Here is a 23,025-nt window from a genome sequence, read left to right as displayed (position 1 = left end):
GGGCTGTCGCCCTATAAAATCTCAAACATTTATATTTTTACAAGATAGTTAAGAATATAATTCGTTACCTCGCTTTTAATTTACTCGCAGTGCCTATTCGTGAAGTCTGCGACTTCCCTCATAGGGGCTGTCGCCCTATAAAATCAAAATTATTTTCATGTGTAAATATAAATATTTCCCCTTGAAAATAATTTTTCTTTTGCACTGCTCGTAGCAGGCTATATCATTATCCTTGTTGCCATTTCTTTACTGATTGCTACTCTGGAATCTTTAACATTAACAATTATGTTGCCGTTATTTTTAGATACTACCATGACTTTTACTCCGACAACAAAACCTAACTTTTCAAGGAAATTCTTAGTTTCATCCCTACCTTTTATTCTTTTGATATAACTTTCTTCTCCGATACCGGCCATAACTAAAGGCATACTACCACCTCTTCTACCATTCATTGTTAGTCACTCCTAACTTCTTATATATAAGTTAGCACTAACTAACTTGATTGTCAAGTATTTTACATGAAAAAAAGGAATTTTTTTACATTCTTAATCAATTTTATAACTACTCCACTCATTGATTTTATTTTAAAGCTGTGGTATATTAAATAAAACTTAAAAAAGACGGTTTTCGAGGTAATTAAATGAAAATTTCTACAAAAGGAAGATATGCCCTTAGGCTTATGATAGATCTAGCTAAAAATTATGACGGGAAATATATAACATTAAAAGAAGTATCCAAAAGGCAGGATATATCAATCAAATATTTAGAGCAAATTACTACTCAATTATGTAAAGTAGGATATTTAAACAGCGTAAGGGGTCCCAAAGGCGGATACAAATTAGCTAAGGAACCCAGAGAATATACTGCCGGCGATATATTAAGAGTAACGGAAGGAAGCCTTGCCCCTATTGCTTGTCTGGAAGCAGAGGAAAACAGTTGTTCAAGAAGCTGTTCTTGTGCCACACTACCTTTTTGGAAGGGACTTTATAATGTGATTGAAAATTACGTCAATAATGTTACGCTGGAAGATTTGCTTGATGATGAAAAAGATACAATAGACTATATAATTTAATATACAAAAGTGGAAAATAGATAATATTTCCACTTTTTTTATTTTTTACTTGACAATTATAGATTTTAATATTATAGTTATTTCATACTATTCATATAGGAAATATATATAATAAATAAAGAGAGGTCAAAACTATGTTCATTATCAGGAAACGACAAAAAGAAAATTATCATAATGGACGAATGTATATGTGTTGTATCAATTTAAATAATACACAATAATTTCGAAAGAAAGGATAATCAATAAAATGAACGATAGAAATTATAAATTTGAAACATTACAATTACACGTAGGTCAAGAAGAAGCAGATCCTACAACAGGAGCAAGAGCTGTTCCTATATATCAAACAACATCTTATATTTTTGATAATTCACAGCACGCCGAGGATAGGTTTGGGTTAAAAGACGCAGGAAATATTTACGGTAGACTGACTAATCCAACGCAGGATATATTTGAAAAAAGAGTTGCCGCACTTGAAGGCGGAAAAGCAGGACTTGCAACTGCTTCGGGAGCAGCTGCAATAACATATGCGATATTAAATATAACAAGAGCAGGAGATCATATAATAAGTTCATCCGAAATCTACGGAGGATCATATAATCTTTTTGCTCATACATTAAAAGATTATGGGATAGAAACTTCTTTTGTATCAGGAAATGACCCCGATAACTTTAAGAAGTCATTAAAAGAAAATACTAAAGCTATATTTATAGAAACCCTCGGTAATCCCAATTCTACCATTATTGATATAGAAAAGGTAGCGAATATTGCTCATAAAAATAACATACCACTAATAGTAGATAACACATTTGCAACACCTTACTTATTTAGACCTATAGAATACGGCGCTGATATTGTAATTCACTCTGCAACGAAGTTCATAGGAGGACACGGAACAAGTCTTGGTGGAGTAATAGTTGACAGCGGAAATTTTGACTGGAAGAAATCAGGTAAATTTCCTATGCTTACAGAACCTACCGACAGTTATAACGGAATAAAATTCAGTGAAGCTGCAGGTGAACTTGCATACATAACAAGAATTAGAGCTATACTACTTAGAGATACCGGAGCTTCTTTATCCCCTTTCAACGCTTTTATTCTTCTTCAGGGTTTGGAAACACTATCCCTAAGAGTAGAAAGACATGTTGAAAATGCATTGAAAGTAGTTGAATTCTTAAAAAATCATCCTAAAGTTGAAAAAGTAAATCATCCGTCATTGAACATCGGAAAACGAAAAGAATTATATGACAGATACTTTAAAAACGGAGCAGGTTCTATATTTACTTTTGAAATAAAAGGAACAGAGAAATATGCAAAAGAATTTATTGATAGACTAAAAGTATTCTCTTTACTTGCAAATGTAGCTGATGTAAAATCATTAGTGATACACCCCGCTTCGACGACTCATTCACAAATGAATGAGGAAGAACTTTTAAAAAGCGGTATAAAACCAAATACGATACGATTATCTATCGGAACGGAACATATTGACGATATAATTTATGATTTAGAAAATGCCTTTAAAGGAGGACAATAAAATGGCTATTTACAAACAAATTACAGAATTGGTGGGAAATACCCCGCTAATGGAACTCACTAATTACGAGAAAGAAAATAATCTAGATGCTGCTATCTTAGCAAAGATAGAATTTTTTAATCCTGCGGGAAGCGTCAAAGATAGGATTGCAAAAGCAATGATCGAAAGTGCGGAGGAAAAAGGGATTTTAAAAGAAGGAAGTACGATAATCGAACCTACCAGCGGTAATACAGGAATAGGACTTGCAAGCATTGCAGCGGCAAAAGGATATAAGGCTATACTAACAATGCCGGAGACAATGAGCATTGAAAGAAGAAAACTACTTAAAGCTTACGGAGCGGAAATAGTACTTACAGACGGAGCCAAAGGCATGAAAGGTGCTATTGCAAAAGCGGAAGAGCTTCAAAAAGAAATAAAAGACAGCTTCATACCAAGCCAGTTTGAAAACGGAGAAAATCCTAAAATGCACTATAATACCACAGGTCCTGAAATATATAAAGATACCGATGGTAAAGTTGATTATTTTGTGGCAGGTGTAGGAACAGGAGGAACTCTGTCAGGAGTCGGAAAATATTTGAAAGAAAAAAATCCTGATGTAAAAATAATCGCAGTGGAACCTACCGCATCTCCGGTGATTTCGGGAGGCAATCCGGGACCTCATAAAATCCAAGGTATAGGTGCAGGATTTATTCCCGGGACTTTAGATACTGATATCTATGATGAAATAATCAAGATAGAAAATGAAGACGCATTTGAAGCTGCGAGAGGAGTAGCTAAAAGCGACGGGATATTAGTAGGTATATCTTCGGGAGCGGCATTAAAAGCAGCTACAATCATCGCTCAGAGAGAAGAAAATAAGAATAAGAACATCGTCGTGCTTCTGCCCGATACAGGAGAAAGATATCTTTCCACAGAACTATTCGACTAATAAAAAGACCTCTTAAGTGAGGTCTTTTTTATATTCCATAAAATATTCATAATGGTATGTATCTTCATTCATTTCTTTACTGATGATTTTAAACCCATGTTTAAGATAGAAATTCAAAGCATTGTGATTTTCCTTGAATACATAAAGTGACAGTTGAGCATAATTACATTTTGCAAAATCGATGAGCTTACTTCCAATACCTAATCTTTTATGATTATCATCTATGAAAAGTCCCGCTATATAACCTTTATCCAATCCTATAAAACCTATGACTTTTTCATCTTTTTTATAAATATAGACTTCGGCTTTTGGAATCATTTCTTTTACGATATCATGATTATTTATAAAATAATTTTCATCAATAAAACTATGAGCATTCAAGTTTTCATTAAGCCATATTTTCATGACATCATCTATATATTTATCAGTCAACTTTTCAATCATTTTTTACTTTTCCTATATTTAATATATTCTTTGTCATCATAATTTTCACCTATCATATCTCTGAGGGTTTCAAGCTCTTTGACATAATCGATATCATTATCATCTTTTTTATGCTCGAGTTCTTTTAGGATTTCTATAGTCATATCATCAAAACCAAAGTTATTATAATCATTTTGAAGATTTTTACTTCTAAAAGAACCTAATTTTAATTGAAAAATGATTGAATTAATAGTTCCTTTTAAATCTTCACTTAAACCAAGATAAACTTTATCACTGTTTTTAAATGATACTTTATAAACTCCCATATATGGTTTTAATTTTTTGTATTCATCTTTTAATGCTTTCTTTCTATCCACGTTTTGTTTCCCTCTACTTTACATACGCTTTTATTGCTTTATGCATAAACTCGGCAGTCCCGTCACCGAACTTATCGATGTTATTTTTAAATCTTTCATCACCTATATACATATCGGCAAGACCTGATAATATTTCATCACTGCAAGAATAAAAATTATCACTTATAAAATCCTGCCAGCTTTTAACCAAGTCTTTTACATCCTTGGAATTTACATCTTTATCTTTATTTAAATAAAACAAGGTAAATATTTTTTCTTGTTTTTTATTGATTTTTTCCCAGTCATCTTTGCCGTAAGATTTAGTTTTTCTCTCGCTTTCTTTATAGGCGTCGCTGTCTCCCCACCTGTCGATTACTTCTTGCTTATACTCTTTTTTTATTCTTTCTATTTCATTCATATCAAAAGTACTCATATCAATATTCTCTCCCTTCAAAGTATTATCCACTAATTTTATAAGACCGTCAATCTTTTCTTTTTCAAGCATTAATAAGTTTTTATGCTTATTTAAAATTTCTTCTCTGTCATACTCAGTCTTAGTTAAAATCAACTTGATTTCTTTAAGAGGTATCAGAAGCTTTTTATAAAACATTATTTCCTGAAGTCGTTTTAAATCATCTTCGTCATAATACCTGTATCCCGATATTTCATCTATCTCACAGGGTTTTAAAAGTTGGATCTCATCATAATAATGAAGTGTGCGCACACTTATGCCAAATAGCTTTGAAACATCTCCTACTTTTAACTTCATATCCTACCTCCAAGATTAATCTACACCATTACTCTACGTTAGAGTCAAGTACTTTTATAAATAATAAACTATAATTATAAAATTTATTATACCATAACATAAAAAAACGAATAAGTTATAATCTTATCTTATCCGTTTTATATATCTACCACTAATAAATATTATTTATCATATCTTTTTACAAATCCATGACCTAAAGCATAAGGACCGGTATGAACACCTGTAGTCGCTCCGATTTGAAGTACTTTTATATCTTCCATATCATCTATATTTGAATACTCTTTTAATGAATTAAAAAGCTTTTCTCTGTATTCATATCCCTCTGCTTCATCATAACCATACCCGACAACAAAAGAATAATTATCAGGAGTATCCCCTATAGCTTCAAAATGCTTTCTTGTAACTTTCATAAGCTGAGAAATACTTTTCTTTCTGCTCCTTGCAACACCTCCGGGGTAAATATCTCCGTTTTCAAGAACTATAAGAGGCTTTAGACCTAAAGCACCGGCAGCAAATCCCGCAAGTCTTCCGATACGTCCTCCGTGTTTTAAATATTCAACATTACCAACGGTGAAATGGATCCTGCCAGTAGATTTTATTTCTTCCAGCTTACTATAAGCTTCTTCAAAACCTATATTATCATTTCTCATTCTAACGGCTTCCATGACAAATACACCTTGGGCTGCGGTTAAAACAGTTGAGTCTATAACTTTGATTTTCGCATCTTTATATTTATCTTCCAAAAGGGATTTTGCCATGCTTGCACTATTATATGAACCGCTTATTTTTAAATCTATGCATATACAAATAACAGGGATATTTTCCTTGATATATGGCTCTAAAACTTCAATATAGTCATTTACACTCGGAAGGGAGGTTTTGGGAAAGATATCAGGATTATCGACCATTCTCTTATAAAAGTCTTTTACACTCATACTGCTTGCTTCTTTTTGAAGTTCCTCTTCACCAAAAGAAACATAAAAAGGAACGACACTGATATTATTTTCTTTAAGCACCTCTTTAGGTAAATCACAAGCACCGTCACTGACTATTTGAAAATTCATATTTCCTCCTAATATAACATAGATTTACATATAATTAAAACATATTATACTACCAACAAATTAAAATATCAATGAAAGTGTAATTAATTAAAGGAAATAAAAAATCTCGAAATATATCCAAGATTTTATCAATCTTTTCTTATAAGTATTTTTTGAGATAGTCGCTCTAGAGGAGCAATCGTATATTTTGTTACAATATCACGAGAAAAAATAAGTACGATTAAACCTGTCATAACAACAGCAATAAACAAAACAGAAAAAATCATATCATTACCACCGATTTCCAATAATGGAATAAGTATATGTTTCCTTATAAAAAGCGTAAAGAAGGCATGAAAAAAATATATACATAATGAATTCTTTCCCGGCAAAGTAAAAAAACATTTCTTTTCTGTAACTACAGTAGATATTAAATATATTACACCTAATGAAAATATATAACTCATAATTAAAAATAAAATTATCGTTCTTTTTCTAGAAAATATATCTAGTAAAATTTTTTCACCAAAAGGAATACAACTAACAGAAAAATTTTTATTCATTTTAAGTGCAAAGTAAAATGCTATTATAAATAAAAAAAACGATAATATTAAAAAAGGTATAGCTAGTTTTTTACTAATAAAGTATTTTTTTATATCTTCTAATTTAAATTTACTTAAATAGTATCCTATAGAAAAAAAGGGAAGTAATACCAAAGCTCTTCTAATCATATAATAATCTATTCTTAAAAGGCTACCTACAATACCGATAATAAAAGAAACTATAACAAAATGCTTAATATTTGCTATTGAAGAACAAAAAACTCTATATAAAAATATTACACATAAATACCAAGATACATAATAATGACTAATAAAGGGTTGGATAAAAAATTCATAATTTAATTTTATATTTTTAATATTTGATATGCTTAAATATAATTCTTGATTTTTAAATATGTAAAATAACAATGATAATATATAATATAACAACAAAAGAGAAAAAGCCTTACGAGCCTGTTTCTCATTATTTCTTGTAAAATATCCGGATATTAGAATAAAAAAGGGCATATGAAAAGTAAAAACAAAACCATATAAAGAATCAAAAATAAAATTTTGTCCAGTTGGTATCAAATGAAACATTACAACTAAAATAATAATTAGACCTTTTAAATTATCAAAAAAACAATTTCTTTCTTTTTTAGAAATAACCATATACTATCCTCTAATAACTATTTTGTTACTAAAAGAATAAATTTAGTAACAACTTTTTTCATTAAAAAAAACCATAAAATAATACATTAAAAAACTTATTTGTACTATATATGTTTATAATAATCTAAAAATATCATATTTTTACATAAATAAAAGATTTAACAAAATGTATAATTTATGATATTTCTATTATACATATATATAATCCATATTTCAACATTTTGTAACAAATAAAAAAGCCCCGGCTTTACCGAGACCTTCTATATTAACTTTTTAGGTATTAATCTATTTTTTGTACACCCACACCTATCAATCCCGGTCCGGTATGAACCGCCAGTGTCGGAGAAATCGAACCAACAAATACATTTTCTACATTAGGAAATTCTTTTTTTATACTATTTTCAATTTCTTTTGCTTCATCTTCGGCCTGCACGTTTACTACAGCTACATTATATTTATTGTACTTCTTGGAATAGTCGATAGCTTCACTAAGAGCCTTTTTAAGGGATTTTTTTCTGCCTCTGGCTTTTGATACGACATAATACACTCCGTCTTCATTACAAGACATCACAGGCTTTAAATCAAGGGCCGTGCCGACAACAGACGCGACCAAACCTATCCTTCCGCCTTTTCTTAGATATTCAAGAGTCTTTACACAAAAATAAACTTTTGTATTTTTTATTGCATCATCAAGTTTTTCCTTTATTTGATCAAAGGAACAGCCCTGTTCAATAAGCTCCCCTGCCCTGATTGCACTAAATCCGGCTCCTATATCTATATTCTTTGTATCGATAAGCATAGTTTCAAGTCTTCCTTCAAATGACTCGCTTGCAATCCTCATAGCATTATAAGTACCGCTAAGACCGCTCGAAATAGTTATAACTATAGCCTTATCGTAACCGTCACTGATAACTTTTTCAAAAGTTTCCATAATATCATCGATAGACGGCAGTGAAGTCGTAGGAATTTCTTCTTTCAATCTATCACATATAGTATCTATATCTATATCAACCACATCTTTATAGCTTTTATTATTATAATTAACTATCAACGGAACTACATACATATTATATTTATCAACATATTTTTTTGGTACATCCGTACCCGAATCCGTAATTATAGCAATTTTTTCATTTATATTCATTTTGATTATTTCCTTACGATTATATTATTTTAATATTATCTAGTATTTAATATTATCTTATATAATGTATAATACTTTGTCAAGAGGTTTTATGAACTATTGACATGATAAAATTTGAATGATATACTTTTCATCAAGGAGAAGTATTGATTATGACTATTTTTGAAAATTCAAAATACACCAAAGAAATTTTAGAATTCCATTTCCCGCGTTATGAGGAACTTCCAAACATAGAACTATATATGGACCAAGTAATAAGTTTTATAGAAAATACATTAAAAGTATTTAATCCCACTGAAAAAGAAAAAATAATTACTTCTTCAATGGTAAATAATTATGTCAAGCAAGGTCTCGTATCTCCTCCCGTCAAGAAAAAATATACCAAAAACCATATCGCATATATCATTGTAGTATGTGTATTAAAGCAAATTTTATCAATATCTGAAATATGTGCATTAATAAAAATACAAATCGACACATATCCTATAGAAGAGGCGTATGATTACTTTGCCGGCTGGATAGAAAAAGCACTAGAAATCGCCTTTACGAATGAAAAAGATAAACTTAAAGAAAATGACAGCACAAGATACGAAGCGAGAATAGTAAGACTTGCAACAAAGTCGTTCGCAAATAAGATATATCTTCAAAAATATCTTTTATATACAAATTCAAAGGAAAGCTAAACGCGTTCCTTTTTTATTATTATATTATAAAATTAAAAAAGGACAAAAATCAATTGTCCTTTTACATTGTTATTATTTCATTTTTAATCTTCAAATTCAAATTCGCTGAATATATCCAAATCATCATCTTTTTCAAATGTGACATCTTTTTTTACCGGCTCAAATAACTCTTTATTATTCTCTTCCTTAAAAACATCAGCAAATATGTCGTCTTCACTGTCTGACACTTTTTCAAACTTTTCAAAACCTCCAGTATTTTCTTCTTCCATAGGAATAAATTCTTCTACTACAGCTTTTTTAGGCTGAACGACTTCAGATATAGTTTCGACAGGCTCTGTTACTTCTTCGGGAATAACACTTTGAGTTTCTTCTATAACTTGAGTCTGAATTGGGATAACTTCTTCATCTTCATATGCTATATCCAAATCATTTTCGCTTTCTTCTTGAGTAAATATCTCTGCTTCATCTTGAATATCGGATTTAGATTCAGTCTCAGTTATAACTTCTATATTTTCTGTTGATGTTTCATTTACTTCTTCAGGAACTTCTTGTATACTTTCATTTTCCGCAATATAAGTTTCTTCGGGGTCAGATACTATTTCCTCATTGGCTTTTTGAGCTTCCAGTTCTTTTAATAATTTTTCTTTTGCAAAAGTAAGTTTAGCCAAATCCTTTATAAATTCATCTACCATCTTTTCGCTTGTTGCAAAGGAAGTACAAAGCCTTATGACACTTTGTTCATCATTCAACTTTTCCCATAAAGCAAAAGAATATTTTTTTGATAATACTTTTAATATATCGTTTGGAAGTATAGGAAAAATTTGATTTGTAGAAGATAAAGAATTAAATCCATATCTTAAATTACCGATACCAAGTGCAAGCCTGTTAGCCAGTTTATTCTCATGCTTCCCGATTTCAAAATATAGATTATCTTTAAACAGTTCGATAAACTGAACACCTATCAATCTGCCTTTTGCAAGCATGCCGCCGTTTTGCTTGATGTGATATCTAAAATCCACATTTAAATCTTTATTGTTGATAACAAGGGCTTCGCCGAATAGAGCTCCCATTTTTGTACCGCCTATGTAGAATGCATCGGTCAAGCATCCAAGGTCTTTTAAAGTCAAGTCATTGTCCACACTTGTAAGTGCAGAACCTAATCTTGCTCCGTCAACATATAAGTACATGCCATATTTATCACATACTTCTTTTAATTTAATTATTTCATCTTTATAATAAATCGTACCTTCTTCGGTAGGATTTGAAATATACACCATCTTAGGCTTCACTGTATGCTCTTTTTCTTCATCTTCATAGTGAGCCTTTGCAATTTCCTCTACCTGTAAAGCTGTTAATTTTCCATTAGTCTCATCTACTTGAATAATCTTATGTCCCGATGCTTCTATCGCCCCGCTTTCATGAACATTAATATGTCCGCTGTTCGGTGCTATGACACCTTCATGTGATCTTAAAAAAGCAGAAATCGCAGCAGTATTCGTTACGGTACCCCCTGCTAAAAAATGCACACTGCTGTCTTCATTCCCGACAAGTTCTTTTATTATATTCGCTGCTTCTTCACAGAAATGGTCTGTACCGTATCCGCTTGTTTGTTCAAAATTTGTTTTTATGAGTGCCGCTAAAATATTTTTATGAGCACCCTCACTATAATCATTTGTAAAACTATACATATCCAACCCTCAATCTTTCGTCATTATAACACAACTTATATGATATAAAAAAAGAGACACTTTTACAAGTAAAATGATAAAAAAAGGCAAAATAAAACCAACTATTTACATATATTCAAATTTATTTAAATATTACTCACAAAATAAAAAATATGCTCATTTTATTGAGCATATTTTAAAATTGTTTATTTAATAAATTCAAGTGCAGATTTTAGTCTTGAAATAACTTCCTCTTTACCGAGTATACTCAATATATAAGTTAAATCAGCACCATGCATGATACCGCTTATGGCTATCCTTGTCGGCATATATAATGCTTTTCCTTTTATCTTAAATTCTTTTTGTATCGACTTTAAGCTTTTACCTACGATTTCGGGAGTCAGCTTATCTTCATTTTCAAATAGATTTATCAAATTTGTAAACAAAGTTTCATTCGTTTCCATTTCCATTACTTCTTTTGCTTTTTCATCAAGATTATTTAAATCTGCTTTTAAATATAGTTCTTTTGCAAGCTCTATACTTTCCTCAAAATAATTCAATTTATCTTTTATAGCTTCAACGATATATAAAAGAGTTTCTTCGGAAGTACTCTCATCTATAAGCTTTGCATTTAACAGATAAGGTTTGATTAAGGAAATCAATTCTTCATTTGATTTTTCTTTTATATAATGTGCATTTACCCAGTTAAGCTTCTCCGTATCGAATACTGCCCCGGCTTTGGTAACTCTTTTAATATCGAAATCATCTATAAGTTCTTCCATAGATAGGATTTCTCTGTCGTTAGGGTCCGACCAGCCAAGCAAAGCTATATAATTTATTAAAGCTTCAGGTAAATATCCCTTTTGTATAAAATCTTCCACAGCAACGGAATCGTGTCTCTTACTTAGTTTTTTCTTGTTTTTATTTAAAACCGTCGGAAGATGAGCAAATTTAGGAGGTTCCCAGCCAAGATAATTATAAAGAATAATATGTTTAGGGGTAGAAACAAGCCATTCTTCTCCTCTGATAACATAATTCACATCCATTAAGTGATCGTCTACGACTACCGCAAAATGATAAGTAGGAAAACCGTCTGCTTTTATAAGGACTTGTTCATCAATATCCTTTGTATTGATAGTCACTTCTCCTCTTACTTCATCGTTAAAGGTAATGTCCTCATCTTCGGGAAGAGCCATTCTGATTACGTAACTTTCACCGTTCTTGATTTTTTCTTCGGCTTCTTTTCTGGATAAATTTTTACATTTTCCGTCATACTTCGGAGTCTGTTTATTTTTTACCTGTTCTTCTCTTAATTTGTCAAGTCTTTCTTTATCGCAGAAACAATAATAAGCTTTGCCTTCATCAAGTAATTTATCAATATATTTTTTATATATATCTAACCTGTCTGACTGAAAATATGGTCCTTTTTCTCCGATTTCCACGACTTTACCATCTTTTAGCATAGGTCCTTCATCGTGCTTTACTCCGCAAAATTCAAGCGCATTTATAAGATTTTCAACAGAACCATCTACATATCTTGTTCTGTCGGTATCTTCTATTCTAAGTAAATAGTCTCCGTCATTATGTTTTGCCCATAAATAGCAGTATAGTGCTGTCCTAAGCCCTCCTATATGCAAAAATCCCGTTGGGCTTGGTGCAAATCTGGTTCTTATATTCATTCAAATTACTCCTTAATAATTTTTCCGTCTTGCCAAAGTCTTTCAAGATTATAAAAATCTCTCTCATCTTTTAAGAATATATGGATAACAATATCACCATAGTCCAAAAGTATCCATTTGGAAAGCTCAACACCTTCTTTTCCCGATGTATATAACCCCTCTTCTTCGGCTTTTTCTTCTATAAATTCACAAACGGATTTTGCCTGTCTGTCACTTCCCGCAGTTGCTATAATAAAAGTATTTGCTTCGGCGGTCAAATCCGTAACGTCTACTGCATATATATTTGTTAATTTTTTTTCTTCAAGCAAGTCTATAAAAAATTGTGTTTTTTCTTTATAATTCATTATTTCACCTAACTTTTTATTTTTATTATACCTTTAAAGTAACATCATATCCGATTAAATCTTTGTTTTTTTCTAAAATAGGTTTTACATCTTCTTCAATGAATTCCGTTACTTGGTTTATTGCTCTTCCTACATATTTTTCAGGTTTTAATATATCATGGATTTCACTTAACTCTAAGTTGAATGCAGGGTCAGCGGCAATTCTTTCAAGTAAATCATTAGATTTACCTTCCTGTTTAACTCTCTTGCTCGCTTCCATAGAATAAACTCTGATTTTTTCGTGAAGTTCCTGTCTGTCTCCGCCTCTCTTAACCGCTTCCATCAAGATATTTTCAGTTGTCATGAAAGGAAGTTCAGCCATAATATCCTTATGGATAACTTTATCGTTAACTACAAATCCGCTTGCAATATTGATTGCTATTTGTAAAATAGCATCACAGCACATAAAACTTTCCGGTATAGAGATCCTTCTGTTAGCGGAATCGTCAAGAGTCCTTTCAAACCACTGAACGCTTGCTGTCATAGCAGGGTTTACCTGATTTGCGATTATATGTCTGGCTAGAGAACAAATCCTTTCGCTTCTCATAGGATTACGTTTATAAGCCATTGCAGACGAACCTATTTGGTTCTTTTCAAAAGGTTCTTCGATTTCCTTTAAGTTCTGAAGAAGTCTTACATCTGTTGCAAATTTATGAAGACTTTGGGCAATACCCGCAAGAGAATTCACTACTCTGCTGTCGAACTTCCTTGGATAAGTCTGCCCCGTTACGGTAAAGTCCGTATCAAAACCCATCTCTTTACAAACGAATTGATTTAACTTCTTGATTTTTTCTTCATCATTATTGAATAAACTCATAAAGCTTGCCTGTGTACCTGTAGTTCCTTTAACTCCTCTCATTCTGAAAGTCGAAAGAACAAAGTCCACTTCTTCATAATCAAGAAGTAAATCTTGAATCCAAAGCGTAGCTCTCTTTCCTACCGTTGTAAGCTGTGCAGGCTGAAAATGAGTAAATCCTAAAGTAGGCATATCTTTATATTTAAGTGCAAAATCACTCATTACTTTTATCAAATTTACAAGCTGCTTTTTAATAAGTTCCAAGGCTTCTTTAAATACTATAAGGTCTGTATTATCACCTACATAAGCACTGGTCGCACCCAAATGAATGATACCTTTGGCTTCGGGAACTTTATCTCCATAAGTATGAACATGCGCCATTACATCATGTCTGAATTTGTTTTCGTATTCTCTTGCTTTATCATAATCGATATCAAAAACATTTTCTTCCAATGCTTTTATTTGTTCATCGGTAATTTCAATACCTAATTCTTTTTCACCTTTTGCCAAAGCCACCCAAAGTTTTCTCCATGTAGAAAATTTCTTGTCAGATGAAAAAATGTGTAACATTTGCTTACTGGAATATCTTTCTATTAACGGATTAGTATAAATATCTTTACTCATTTCTTTTCTCCTATTTTATTTCATTTATAAATTCTTTAAATAATTTTAAGCCTTTTGTTATATCATCCATACCGGTCGCGTATGAAAATCTTATGAAGTCATCAGCTCCAAATCCTATACCGGGAATGACCGCAACATATTTACTGCTTAAAAGTGCATCCGCAAATTCTAAGGAACCGTTTATTTTTTTACCGTTATATTCTTTTCCATAAAAAGCCGAAACATCTGCAAACACATAAAAGGCACCATCGGGCTCTATAGGTTCAACTCCATCTATACCCTTTAACTCCTCAAGCATATATTTTCTTCTTTTGTCGTATTCCTTTACCATATCGCTAACAATACCTTGGTCGGCTTTTAAAGCTGCTACAGTGGCATACTGAGAAATACTGCTTGGATGAGATACACACTGTCCCTGAATTGTATTCATAGCCTTTACGATATCCTTGTTCGCAAGAGCATAACCGACTCTCCAGCCCGTCATTGCATAAGATTTACTTGCTCCGTTTATAGTAATTGTAATATCTTTTATTTCCTCCGATAAAGAAGCAACTGGTGTAAATTTTTTGTTATTATAAAGAAGCATTTCATATATTTCATCACTTAAAATATAAATTCCTTCTTCCAAACAAACTTCAGCGATTTCTTTAAGCTGTTCTTTCGTATAAACTACTCCCGTAGGATTTGAAGGATTATTGAGCATTATGACTTTTGATTTTGGAGTTATAACAGACTTTAATTCTTCTTTTGTAAGTATAAAATCATTTTCTTTTTTTGGATATACGAATACAGGATCTCCCCCGGCAACTTTGACCATTTCAGAATAGCTTACCCAGTAAGGTACCGGGATTATAACCTCATCTCCATCGCTTATTAAAGCCTGAAGTGCAGTGAATAAAGAATGTTTTGCTCCCGATGATACTATGATTTCCGTTTCGGGGTCGTAATCAATACCAAATTCTTTTTTATATTTATCACTTATAGCCAGTCTTAAATCAATAAGACCTTTTACATCGGTATATCTTGTAATACCTTTTTTCATTGCCTCATTTGCAGCATCGATTATAAGACTGGGTGTATCGAAATCAGGTTCCCCTGTACCGAACGAATAGACCTTTGTGCCCTCTCTTTTTATTTTGTTTGCTTTTGATGTTATTGCAAGTGTCATTGACGGTGATATTTTATCTAGTTTGTTTGATAATGGCTTTTTCATAAATTCCTCCTATAGTATTAGCATTGCATCTCCGAAACTGAAAAATCTATATCTTTCTTTTATTGCTTCGTTGTATGCTTTAAGTATATCATCTTTATTGTAAAAAGCACTTATTAACATGAGTAATGTAGATTTAGGCAGATGAAAATTTGTTATAAGATGGTCTATGGCTTTGAATTCAAAACCGGGATATATGAAAATATTCGTATCCATATTCGTAGCTCTTACATCTCCGTACTTCTGATAACAGCTTTCAAGTGTCCTGACCGTTGTAGTTCCTACCGCATATATGTCTTTACCGTTTTTCTTTGTCTCATTTATAATCTTTGCGGTATCGTTACTTATTATAAAAAATTCACTATGCATTTTATGATTAGTTATTTCATCTTCTTTAACGGGTCTGAAAGTGCCGAGTCCCACATGAAGAGTGACATAGCAAATATTTACACCTTTTTGTTTTATTTTATCTAATAGTTCTTCTGTAAAATGCAGTCCCGCAGTCGGTGCTGCGGCAGAGCCTTTGTCCTTTGAGTAAACTGTCTGATATCTCTCATCGTCATCGAGTTTTTCCTTGATATAAGGAGGAAGAGGCACCGTTCCTATCTTATCTATATAAGAAAAAACATCACTGCATCCGAAAAATCTGACTTTAGCCAAACCCTCTTCATACTTTTCTATAACTTCCATAGATAAATTTTCATCAAACTTAACGACAGAACCTACTTTAAGTCTCTTAGCGGGTTTTATCATTACTTCAAACATATTATCGGCTAAAGGCTTTAAAACAAAAGTTTCTATCTTTGCTCCTGTTTCTTCCTTAACACCATAAAGCCTTGCATGAAATACCTTTGAATCATTTAATACCAATGTATCGCCTTCATTTAAGTATTCTATTAAATCATAGAAATGTTTATGTTCGATTTCTTTCGTATTCCTGTCAACTACCATGAGCCTTGAAGTATCCCTTTTTTCTATGGGAGTCTGTGCTATCAATTCTTCAGGCAAATTATAATCAAAATCACTAGTCTTCATTAATTTTCTTCTTCCATTTCAAATATAGATTTTGTCAGCATTTCTTCGTTTGTAAAAGGTACACCCAAATAATCATATGCAAGTTTCGTTGCTACTCTCCCCCTCGGAGTCCTGTTTATAAAACCAAGCTGAAGAAGATAAGGCTCGTACACATCAAGTATAGTATCTTCTTCCTCACCTATTATTGCAGAAAGGGTATTAAGTCCTACAGGTCCTCCGTCAAACTTATTTATGATAGCATCCAATATACCGATATCGCTGCTGTCAAGACCGTTTTCATCGACGTCCAGTAGTTTAAGAGCCTCTACAGCGATCTTACCGTTTATCATATCGGAATTCTTTACCTGAGCATAATCTCTTACCCTCTTTAAAAACCTGTTCGCAATTCTCGGAGTTTGTCTGGAACGAATAGCGATTTCCTTTGCACCCTCATCATCTATATCTATTTCCAGTATTCCCGCACTTCTTTTTATGATTTCCATAAGCTCTTCTATTTTATACATCTCCAGCTTATTCAAGACTCCAAACCTATCTCTCAGAGGAGAAGAAAGGAGTCCGGTCCTCGTTGTGGCACCGATCAACGTAAAAGGTGCTATCGGTATCCTTACGGATTTGGCATTAGGTCCCTTACCCATGACTATGTCAAAGGCATAATCTTCCATTGCGGGATATAAAACTTCTTCTATAGTCCTGTTAAGTCTATGTATCTCGTCTATGAAAAGTACATCGTTCTTTTTAAGTCCGGATAATATAGCAGCCAAATCTCCCGGTTTTTCTATTGCAGGTCCCGAAGTAACTTTAATAGATACGCCGAGTTCGTTTGCTATTATATTAGATAAGGTGGTCTTACCTAGCCCGGGAGGTCCGTACAACAAAACATGGTCAAGAGCTTCACCTCTTTGTTTTGCCGCAGAAATAAAGACTCTCATCCTTTCTTTAACGGTCTCCTGACCTATATACTCGCTTAGGGTCGAAGGACGAAGAGACTTATCCTTTTCTATATCAAGTTCGGTTTTTTTGCTTGTAACAATTCTTGTAGCCATATATCTCCTTATTCATTTACCTTTTGAAGGGCAAGGCTTAAAATATCTTCTATAGTCAAATCATCGTCTACTGAAATTTCTCTTACTATCTTTGCGGCATAAGCTCTGTCAAATCCTAGAGAAGTAAGCCCTAAAATAGCTTCGTCTTTTAAGTCACTACTTACATTCATGTCGCTTATCGTGATTTCTTCTATCTCAGGTAAATCCCCGAACTTATCTTGTAGGGTAACCACGATTTGTTCCGCAGCTTTCTTACCAACTCCGTTTGCGGTACATAAAGATTTATAATCCTTATTCATTATTGCCGCAACGATCATATTCGGAGAAAGTGCACTGAGTAAACTAAGGGCGATCTTTGGTCCGATTTTAGGTACCGTTAAGAGTTTAAAAAATATTTCTCGTTCAAATAATGTTGAAAATCCAAACAGACTAACATCATTTTCTCTAACCGCCATATAAGTATATACTTTAACATCTTCTCTGTCATTTATTAAATCGGTAGCGGTATTTTCCGATACATTGAGAAGAAAACCAACTCCGCTTTTATTTTCTATTGTCAGATATCCTTCTCTGATATCAGCCACATTGCCTTTTATATAATCAAACATTATTTCCTCTACTTATCCGCTTCATGTCTCTCATAATAGCCAATCATCTTTTTATTTTCATCCCTGACCGCTACTATGTAATTTGTTTCCTTATGTTTTTCATTATATCCTATACAAATTTCATTTAAATCATCATTATTTAAAAGTTTATCTATATATTCAAGAGTAAGCTTCTTGGAATTTTCATTGTGACAATCAAATAAAGACTGACCTATTAGCTTTGCTCCGCCCCTGTGAGAATAACGTTTTATTGCATTTTTATTCAAATATGTAATGTTATGGTTCATATCAACAAAACATACGGGATTGTCCAAATCTTCTACTATTCCTTTAAAAACTACATTTAAATCCATTCCTTATACCTCAGTTATCTAAATATTCATCTATATAAACATTACTTTCTTCATTAATATCGATTTTAGCATTTGTCAAAGAAATCATATCTTCTTTAAATTTCTCTTTATCTTCAATAGGTACATATACAATGTATTCGACCCTATCGGTAAACTTAGCATCATCCAATTTATATCCCACGCTCCTAAGAAAAGTTTCTATCTTACCGTGAAGAGAATAATCATAAGATATTTTAACTTTTGTGGTATAAATTTTTTTAACCAGCTTAGCACTCTTAATCACTTCACCCGCAGATGAAGAATAAGCTCTGATAAGTCCGCTGGCACCTAATTTTATCCCTCCGAAATATCTGGTAACGACTATCAATGCATTTGTAAGATCATTCTTTTCCATTGCATTTAATATCGGTCTACCCGCAGTCATGGAAGGCTCACCATCATCACTTGCTTTTTTAATTTCCATATTTGTTCCAATGATATAAGCATAGCAATTATGATTTGCTTTATAATGTTCTTTTCTGATTTCCTCTAAATAAATGTTAGCTTCATCTACTGAACTTACAGAAAATAAATGAGTAATAAAATTAGATTTCTTTATCTCTATACTATTTTCAAAATTATCATTTATTGTGATATAATCCATAAAAATTCACCTAATTCTGATTTTTTACGATTAGATATTATACCATAATAAAGCTATATCTTCAATCTATTTGCCGTCTTTACATTAATATAATAATTTTTAATATACTAAAATCAATTTTTCTTATGCGCGGTTATTATTGTATAACTGTTCCTATTTACTGTTATTTCACAATTTCCCAGCTTAGCATACCAGTTCTTTCCCTTTTTAGTAACGATGCAGTCTTTATCCTTAATTATTTTAATACAATACTCCACTGCATCTTCATCTATTAAACCTAAATTTTTCTTTATACGCTCTATGCCCATTTCTGTGGTATGTATCCTATCCAAGTTACTTAGAAGAATTTCCTTTTCATTCATGATTATAATTCCTTTTATTTTTTATTTATCTATTTAAGATATCAATACCTTTAATATGTTTAAAATAATCCTGTAGTCTTACTATAGAAGAATTCACAATCAATTCTTCAGGATACCCGGCTTTATCTATTACATCTATTGCATCTTCAAAATGACCTATACTGGAAGATATATGAGCATCGGAATTGACCATGATGGGAACTTCATACTTCTTGCAAAGTTTGATTATCTCCAGACAATTCACATCGCTTCCGGGACGCTGAACAAAAGAATGATTATTTACTTCAACCACTTTATCATACTTATTACATTTTGAAATTATATCTTCATAATCGAATTTAAATATTTCATTACCAAGATGACCGAATACATTTATATTTTTATTTGTTATCGCTTCATTCAACATATCATTTACATGATTTTTATCTTTTGGATAAAATATTTCCTGATGAAAAGAAGCGATTACCAAATCCAAATTACTTAGATATTCTTCCTCTAAATCAATACTGCCGTCCTGCATTATATTAAGTTCTATACCGCTTATCAAATAAACTCCATGCATTTTACCGGGATTATTTTTACCTAAACTCTTAAAGTGCCAATGGCTGGCTCCGTCTTCAAGAGCCGGACCGTGATTTGTTATCCCTACTGCTTCAAGACCTACTTTATTTGCCGCAATACAGTTTTCTTCCAACGTTGAAAAAGCGTGTTCACTAATATTCGTATGAGTATGTAAATCTGCTATAATTTTCATATTTTCACCTTCTGATTTATTAATATTAATATTATAACATATTAATTGATGAAACATATTTAGTTATAAAAATTTTAGTACTATTTTACAATACATAATAATACTAAAATTTTACTTTTATTAGTTATTATGTTATAATTTTAGACACAAATTTGCATTTTATATTAAATTAAAAACAATTAAATTAGCTTAATTTGTTATTCTGCTAAATATAAGAATAAGGAGATTTGAAATGAACATTGTTATAGTAAAAGCAGGTGGAACAGGTTCCAGAATGGGGGATAAATATGATGGTATACCTAAGCAATTTATTGAAATACAAGGTAAACCAATATTAATTTATTCAATAGAACCTTTTGAACATGCCAATAATATTGATAAGATCATTATTTCTTGTCATAAAGATTATATTGAACTCGCCTGGGAATACTGTAGAAAATTTAATATATCAAAAGTATTTAAAATTATTGAAGGCGGAAAAACAACAAATGATTCTTTTTTTAACGGCGTCAAAGAAGCAGAAAAATATATGTCAGATGAAGATATTATTATTCTCGGAGATGCTGTAAGACCATTAGTATCTGAAAATACCGTAGAAGAAATAGTAAAGCAGGCCAAAACCCATGGTGCTGCAGGAGGTGCAGTTAGAATAGCAGAATGTGCTTTTACCAAAAGCAAAAAAGAAAAGGATACATTTCAATATTTAGGCAATGACGGTTCATATATGTCAAAAACACCACAAGGAATAAAACTTGGGAAATTAAAACAATACAAAAAAGAAGCTGAACAAATGGGAGTATATAATAATTGTCCTGCTTTATGTACATTAGCCATAAATACAAATAATCCATATACTTTTGTTCCGGACAGCCCATATAATATAAAAATAACTTATGAAAATCAATTGGATTTTTTTGAAATGATCGTGAAAAATGGTTTAAGAGAAAAAATTATAAATATAAAATAATTATAATAAAGGAGAAATTAATGATAGATTTAACTGATTTAGAAATAAAAACATCAACTGATAAAATCTTGCACGCTGTAAAACAATTAGAATTACAAATTTTAGAAGAAGTAGATAGGATATGCAGAAAAAACAATATCGAATATTCTATAAGCGGTGGAACAATGCTAGGTGCAATAAGGCATGGAGGTTTCATTCCATGGGATGATGATATAGATATCGAATTAACAGCAAAAAATTACGATAGACTTTTGGAAGCTTGTAAAAAAGAATTAGATAAAGATAAATATTTTTTGCTAACACATGAATCTTGTCCAAAATTTAATGACTTTCCGGCTAAAATTATTTTAAAAAATACATTAACAAGAAGCAAATCCGCTAAAAAAGCTGATTTACCATTAACTCTTTGTGTAGATATTTTTAAACTAGATTATATGCCAAATGATTTTGAGAAACGAAAAGAAATATCACATAAACTTTTTAATTTAAGACAATGTATGCTATGTAAGACTTATGATAATATTACATTCTTAAAAGATCCTAATGATAGAAAAGGAAAAAACTTATTTAACGTAAAATACGTATCAAGAAATAGTTTATATAAAAAAATAAAGAAAATAGAAAATAAATGTAATAAACAATATAATAATTCTGATTATTTATATGATAATTGTATTTATCATGTAGGTTATTACGGAGAACCTAATTTTGATAAAATAGGATATGAAGATGTACAATTTGAAGGATTAACTGTAAGAAAATTCAAACAACATCATGAATATTTATGTAACCTATTCGGTGATGATTACATGGAAATGCCTCCAGTTGAAAATAGAGTAACTCACCATAATTATATCGAATTTGATCTAGGCAAATATGCACAAGAATATGATTTGCCGCAAGATTATGAAAAATATATGATCGATTTTCTTAATGCAGACAGATTAATTCATATGAAAAATCTATGCCTTGATATGCTAGATGAAATTGATAGAATCTGTAATAAATACAACATTAAATATTTTTTAAGCGGTGATGACATAATTTATAAGGCAGAGGATATTGAAGAAATGTGTAAATTATGGCGTAAAGATGTCTGTGTATTTATGGATAGAGATAATTTAGAAAAGTTTAATGATGTTGTTGAAAGTGAGTTAGATAAAAAATATTTTTATCAAAATTCTAAGACTGATCCTGAATATATATTTTATTATCCTAAAATAAGATTAAAAGGCACTTATTTAAGAGACAGAACTCTAGTTCCGGCTAATATCAACGAGGGACTTTGGGTCAATATAGGAATCATTGTAAATACTTCAAATGATAAAAATGAAAGCAAAAAATATTATGAAGAATTAAGACAAATTAATGAAGATATGAAATATAAATGTTTATATGATGACATTAGAACTAATAATTTAAAAAATATGAAGAATATTAATGATAAAGAGAAAATTGAATTTAGAAAAAGAAAGATTAAAAGAATTCAAGAACTGAAAAATATAACATTGGAAGAATTATTACAAAAAAGAGAAGATTTATATAGGAAGTATGAAAATGAAGACACTAAATATGTAGTTGAAATTTCAACTACAATGTTAAAAGCTACTCAAATAAAAAAAGAAGATATAGATAATGGTATAATAGATACATTATTAGGACGTAAATATAATTTTCCTAAAAACTATAAATCAATTAGCAATACAATAAAAGAAGAAATTCCTGAAAGAGC

Annotated in this window: 25 protein-coding genes; 6 read left to right on the top strand and 19 right to left on the bottom strand. The window is 31.3% G+C overall.

The window, feature by feature from the left end; genetic code table 11:
* Positions 1–218: 218 nt before the first annotated feature.
* Positions 219–452, bottom strand: coding sequence for a FeoA family protein (locus Q0516_RS02580; RefSeq protein ID WP_294468619.1), 234 nt, complete (start codon positions 450–452; stop codon positions 219–221).
* Between the two features lie 188 nt (positions 453–640).
* Between Q0516_RS02580 and Q0516_RS02575 the strand changes: the two genes are divergently transcribed.
* The 3 genes from Q0516_RS02575 to cysK all read left to right on the top strand — a co-directional run bounded on the left by Q0516_RS02575 (position 641) and on the right by cysK (position 3,537).
* Positions 641–1,072, top strand: a complete 432-nt coding sequence (locus tag Q0516_RS02575; protein ID WP_294468617.1) for an Rrf2 family transcriptional regulator — start codon at positions 641–643, stop codon at positions 1,070–1,072.
* 247 nt (positions 1,073–1,319) lie between these two features.
* Positions 1,320–2,609 (top strand): O-acetylhomoserine aminocarboxypropyltransferase/cysteine synthase family protein, encoded by a 1,290-nt coding sequence (locus Q0516_RS02570; protein WP_294468615.1) that lies wholly within the window; start codon positions 1,320–1,322, stop codon positions 2,607–2,609.
* Position 2,610: 1 nt separating this feature from the next.
* Positions 2,611–3,537: a cysteine synthase A gene (gene cysK, locus Q0516_RS02565; RefSeq protein ID WP_294468613.1), complete on the top strand. Its 927-nt coding sequence runs from the start codon at positions 2,611–2,613 to the stop codon at positions 3,535–3,537.
* A gap of 12 nt (positions 3,538–3,549) precedes the next feature.
* On the opposite strand, the gene Q0516_RS02560 is transcribed toward cysK, so the two are convergent.
* The 6 genes from Q0516_RS02560 to Q0516_RS02535 all read right to left on the bottom strand — a co-directional run bounded on the left by Q0516_RS02560 (position 3,550) and on the right by Q0516_RS02535 (position 8,486).
* The gene (locus Q0516_RS02560; RefSeq protein ID WP_294468612.1) at positions 3,550–3,981 is read right to left on the bottom strand and encodes a GNAT family N-acetyltransferase; all 432 of its coding nucleotides are present in this window, start codon (positions 3,979–3,981) and stop codon (positions 3,550–3,552) included.
* Positions 3,978–4,337, bottom strand: coding sequence for a GIY-YIG nuclease family protein (locus tag Q0516_RS02555; protein WP_294468610.1), 360 nt, complete (start codon positions 4,335–4,337; stop codon positions 3,978–3,980). The genes Q0516_RS02560 and Q0516_RS02555 overlap by 4 nt, the downstream gene beginning before the upstream one ends.
* Positions 4,338–4,350: 13 nt before the next feature.
* Positions 4,351–5,085, bottom strand: coding sequence for a MerR family transcriptional regulator (locus Q0516_RS02550; RefSeq protein ID WP_294468609.1), 735 nt, complete (start codon positions 5,083–5,085; stop codon positions 4,351–4,353).
* Between the two features lie 161 nt (positions 5,086–5,246).
* Complete coding sequence (locus tag Q0516_RS02545; RefSeq protein WP_294468607.1) at positions 5,247–6,149, bottom strand: DegV family protein; 903 nt, start codon at positions 6,147–6,149, stop codon at positions 5,247–5,249.
* Between the two features lie 128 nt (positions 6,150–6,277).
* Positions 6,278–7,342: an acyltransferase family protein gene (locus Q0516_RS02540; RefSeq protein ID WP_294468606.1), complete on the bottom strand. Its 1,065-nt coding sequence runs from the start codon at positions 7,340–7,342 to the stop codon at positions 6,278–6,280.
* A 280-nt stretch (positions 7,343–7,622) separates the two neighbouring features.
* A complete protein-coding gene (locus Q0516_RS02535; protein ID WP_294468604.1) occupies positions 7,623–8,486 on the bottom strand; it encodes a DegV family protein in 864 nt (287 codons plus the stop codon).
* A 152-nt stretch (positions 8,487–8,638) separates the two neighbouring features.
* On the opposite strand from Q0516_RS02535, the gene Q0516_RS02530 reads away from it, so the two are divergent.
* Entirely contained in the window at positions 8,639–9,169 is a 531-nt protein-coding gene (locus Q0516_RS02530) for a DUF1836 domain-containing protein (protein ID WP_294468603.1), read from the top strand.
* Positions 9,170–9,252: 83 nt separating this feature from the next.
* Here the strand turns inward: Q0516_RS02530 and Q0516_RS10830 are convergent, their stop codons facing one another.
* From Q0516_RS10830 to Q0516_RS02470, 12 genes are all read right to left on the bottom strand, one after another.
* On the bottom strand, positions 9,253–10,857 hold the full coding sequence (locus Q0516_RS10830) for an aminotransferase class I/II-fold pyridoxal phosphate-dependent enzyme (protein WP_365945759.1): 1,605 nt from the start codon (positions 10,855–10,857) through the stop codon (positions 9,253–9,255).
* Positions 10,858–11,042: 185 nt separating this feature from the next.
* Positions 11,043–12,515, bottom strand: coding sequence for a glutamate--tRNA ligase (gene gltX, locus Q0516_RS02520; RefSeq protein WP_294468601.1), 1,473 nt, complete (start codon positions 12,513–12,515; stop codon positions 11,043–11,045).
* Between the two features lie 5 nt (positions 12,516–12,520).
* A complete protein-coding gene (gene rsfS / locus Q0516_RS02515) occupies positions 12,521–12,859 on the bottom strand; it encodes a ribosome silencing factor (protein WP_007048833.1) in 339 nt (112 codons plus the stop codon).
* A gap of 25 nt (positions 12,860–12,884) precedes the next feature.
* The gene (purB, locus tag Q0516_RS02510) at positions 12,885–14,318 is read right to left on the bottom strand and encodes an adenylosuccinate lyase (RefSeq protein ID WP_294468596.1); all 1,434 of its coding nucleotides are present in this window, start codon (positions 14,316–14,318) and stop codon (positions 12,885–12,887) included.
* A gap of 10 nt (positions 14,319–14,328) precedes the next feature.
* On the bottom strand, positions 14,329–15,531 hold the full coding sequence (locus Q0516_RS02505; RefSeq protein WP_294468593.1) for a pyridoxal phosphate-dependent aminotransferase: 1,203 nt from the start codon (positions 15,529–15,531) through the stop codon (positions 14,329–14,331).
* A 9-nt stretch (positions 15,532–15,540) separates the two neighbouring features.
* On the bottom strand, positions 15,541–16,563 hold the full coding sequence (gene queA / locus Q0516_RS02500; RefSeq protein ID WP_294468592.1) for a tRNA preQ1(34) S-adenosylmethionine ribosyltransferase-isomerase QueA: 1,023 nt from the start codon (positions 16,561–16,563) through the stop codon (positions 15,541–15,543).
* The gene (ruvB, locus tag Q0516_RS02495) at positions 16,563–17,606 is read right to left on the bottom strand and encodes a Holliday junction branch migration DNA helicase RuvB (RefSeq protein ID WP_294468589.1); all 1,044 of its coding nucleotides are present in this window, start codon (positions 17,604–17,606) and stop codon (positions 16,563–16,565) included. The genes queA and ruvB overlap by 1 nt, the downstream gene beginning before the upstream one ends.
* Positions 17,607–17,614: 8 nt before the next feature.
* Positions 17,615–18,214 (bottom strand): Holliday junction branch migration protein RuvA, encoded by a 600-nt coding sequence (gene ruvA / locus Q0516_RS02490; protein WP_294468588.1) that lies wholly within the window; start codon positions 18,212–18,214, stop codon positions 17,615–17,617.
* Between the two features lie 8 nt (positions 18,215–18,222).
* Positions 18,223–18,567, bottom strand: coding sequence for a PAS domain-containing protein (locus tag Q0516_RS02485; protein ID WP_294468586.1), 345 nt, complete (start codon positions 18,565–18,567; stop codon positions 18,223–18,225).
* Between the two features lie 10 nt (positions 18,568–18,577).
* A complete protein-coding gene (locus Q0516_RS02480; RefSeq protein ID WP_294468584.1) occupies positions 18,578–19,210 on the bottom strand; it encodes a YigZ family protein in 633 nt (210 codons plus the stop codon).
* A 113-nt stretch (positions 19,211–19,323) separates the two neighbouring features.
* Positions 19,324–19,572: a DUF3781 domain-containing protein gene (locus Q0516_RS02475; RefSeq protein ID WP_294468582.1), complete on the bottom strand. Its 249-nt coding sequence runs from the start codon at positions 19,570–19,572 to the stop codon at positions 19,324–19,326.
* 25 nt (positions 19,573–19,597) lie between these two features.
* Entirely contained in the window at positions 19,598–20,326 is a 729-nt protein-coding gene (locus Q0516_RS02470; RefSeq protein WP_257481089.1) for a phosphatase, read from the bottom strand.
* Between the two features lie 232 nt (positions 20,327–20,558).
* Between Q0516_RS02470 and Q0516_RS02465 the strand changes: the two genes are divergently transcribed.
* Positions 20,559–21,293, top strand: a complete 735-nt coding sequence (locus Q0516_RS02465; protein ID WP_294468580.1) for a 2-C-methyl-D-erythritol 4-phosphate cytidylyltransferase — start codon at positions 20,559–20,561, stop codon at positions 21,291–21,293.
* A 20-nt stretch (positions 21,294–21,313) separates the two neighbouring features.
* Positions 21,314–23,025, top strand: a 1,712-nt coding sequence (locus Q0516_RS02460) for a LicD family protein (RefSeq protein ID WP_294468578.1), incomplete at its 3' end; no start/stop codon positions are given.

This window comes from uncultured Anaerofustis sp., assembly GCF_938029165.1.
In the GTDB taxonomy this organism is placed as follows: domain Bacteria; phylum Bacillota; class Clostridia; order Eubacteriales; family Anaerofustaceae; genus Anaerofustis.
This window is presented reverse-complemented; position numbering and strand designations above follow the sequence as displayed.

Bases quoted from the DNA above. Each gene is read 5' to 3' on its own strand.
- gltX (WP_294468601.1), bottom strand. From the start codon at position 12,515: ATGAATATAAGAACCAGATTTGCACCAAGCCCAACGGGATTTTTGCAT.
- ruvB (WP_294468589.1), bottom strand. From the start codon at position 17,606: ATGGCTACAAGAATTGTTACAAGCAAAAAAACCGAACTTGATATAGAA.
- Q0516_RS02550 (WP_294468609.1), bottom strand. From the start codon at position 5,085: ATGAAGTTAAAAGTAGGAGATGTTTCAAAGCTATTTGGCATAAGTGTG.
- Q0516_RS02480 (WP_294468584.1), bottom strand. From the start codon at position 19,210: ATGGATTATATCACAATAAATGATAATTTTGAAAATAGTATAGAGATA.
- Q0516_RS02505 (WP_294468593.1), bottom strand. From the start codon at position 15,531: ATGAAAAAGCCATTATCAAACAAACTAGATAAAATATCACCGTCAATG.
- Q0516_RS02545 (WP_294468607.1), bottom strand. From the start codon at position 6,149: ATGAATTTTCAAATAGTCAGTGACGGTGCTTGTGATTTACCTAAAGAG.
- Q0516_RS02475 (WP_294468582.1), bottom strand. From the start codon at position 19,572: ATGAATGAAAAGGAAATTCTTCTAAGTAACTTGGATAGGATACATACC.
- Q0516_RS02535 (WP_294468604.1), bottom strand. From the start codon at position 8,486: ATGAATATAAATGAAAAAATTGCTATAATTACGGATTCGGGTACGGAT.
- Q0516_RS02540 (WP_294468606.1), bottom strand. From the start codon at position 7,342: ATGGTTATTTCTAAAAAAGAAAGAAATTGTTTTTTTGATAATTTAAAA.
- ruvA (WP_294468588.1), bottom strand. From the start codon at position 18,214: ATGTTTGATTATATAAAAGGCAATGTGGCTGATATCAGAGAAGGATAT.
- Q0516_RS02580 (WP_294468619.1), bottom strand. From the start codon at position 452: ATGAATGGTAGAAGAGGTGGTAGTATGCCTTTAGTTATGGCCGGTATC.
- purB (WP_294468596.1), bottom strand. From the start codon at position 14,318: ATGAGTAAAGATATTTATACTAATCCGTTAATAGAAAGATATTCCAGT.
- Q0516_RS02560 (WP_294468612.1), bottom strand. From the start codon at position 3,981: ATGATTGAAAAGTTGACTGATAAATATATAGATGATGTCATGAAAATA.
- Q0516_RS02575 (WP_294468617.1), top strand. From the start codon at position 641: ATGAAAATTTCTACAAAAGGAAGATATGCCCTTAGGCTTATGATAGAT.
- Q0516_RS02570 (WP_294468615.1), top strand. From the start codon at position 1,320: ATGAACGATAGAAATTATAAATTTGAAACATTACAATTACACGTAGGT.
- cysK (WP_294468613.1), top strand. From the start codon at position 2,611: ATGGCTATTTACAAACAAATTACAGAATTGGTGGGAAATACCCCGCTA.
- rsfS (WP_007048833.1), bottom strand. From the start codon at position 12,859: ATGAATTATAAAGAAAAAACACAATTTTTTATAGACTTGCTTGAAGAA.
- queA (WP_294468592.1), bottom strand. From the start codon at position 16,563: ATGAAGACTAGTGATTTTGATTATAATTTGCCTGAAGAATTGATAGCA.
- Q0516_RS02485 (WP_294468586.1), bottom strand. From the start codon at position 18,567: ATGGATTTAAATGTAGTTTTTAAAGGAATAGTAGAAGATTTGGACAAT.
- Q0516_RS02470 (WP_257481089.1), bottom strand. From the start codon at position 20,326: ATGAAAATTATAGCAGATTTACATACTCATACGAATATTAGTGAACAC.
- Q0516_RS02530 (WP_294468603.1), top strand. From the start codon at position 8,639: ATGACTATTTTTGAAAATTCAAAATACACCAAAGAAATTTTAGAATTC.
- Q0516_RS02465 (WP_294468580.1), top strand. From the start codon at position 20,559: ATGAACATTGTTATAGTAAAAGCAGGTGGAACAGGTTCCAGAATGGGG.
- Q0516_RS10830 (WP_365945759.1), bottom strand. From the start codon at position 10,857: ATGTATAGTTTTACAAATGATTATAGTGAGGGTGCTCATAAAAATATT.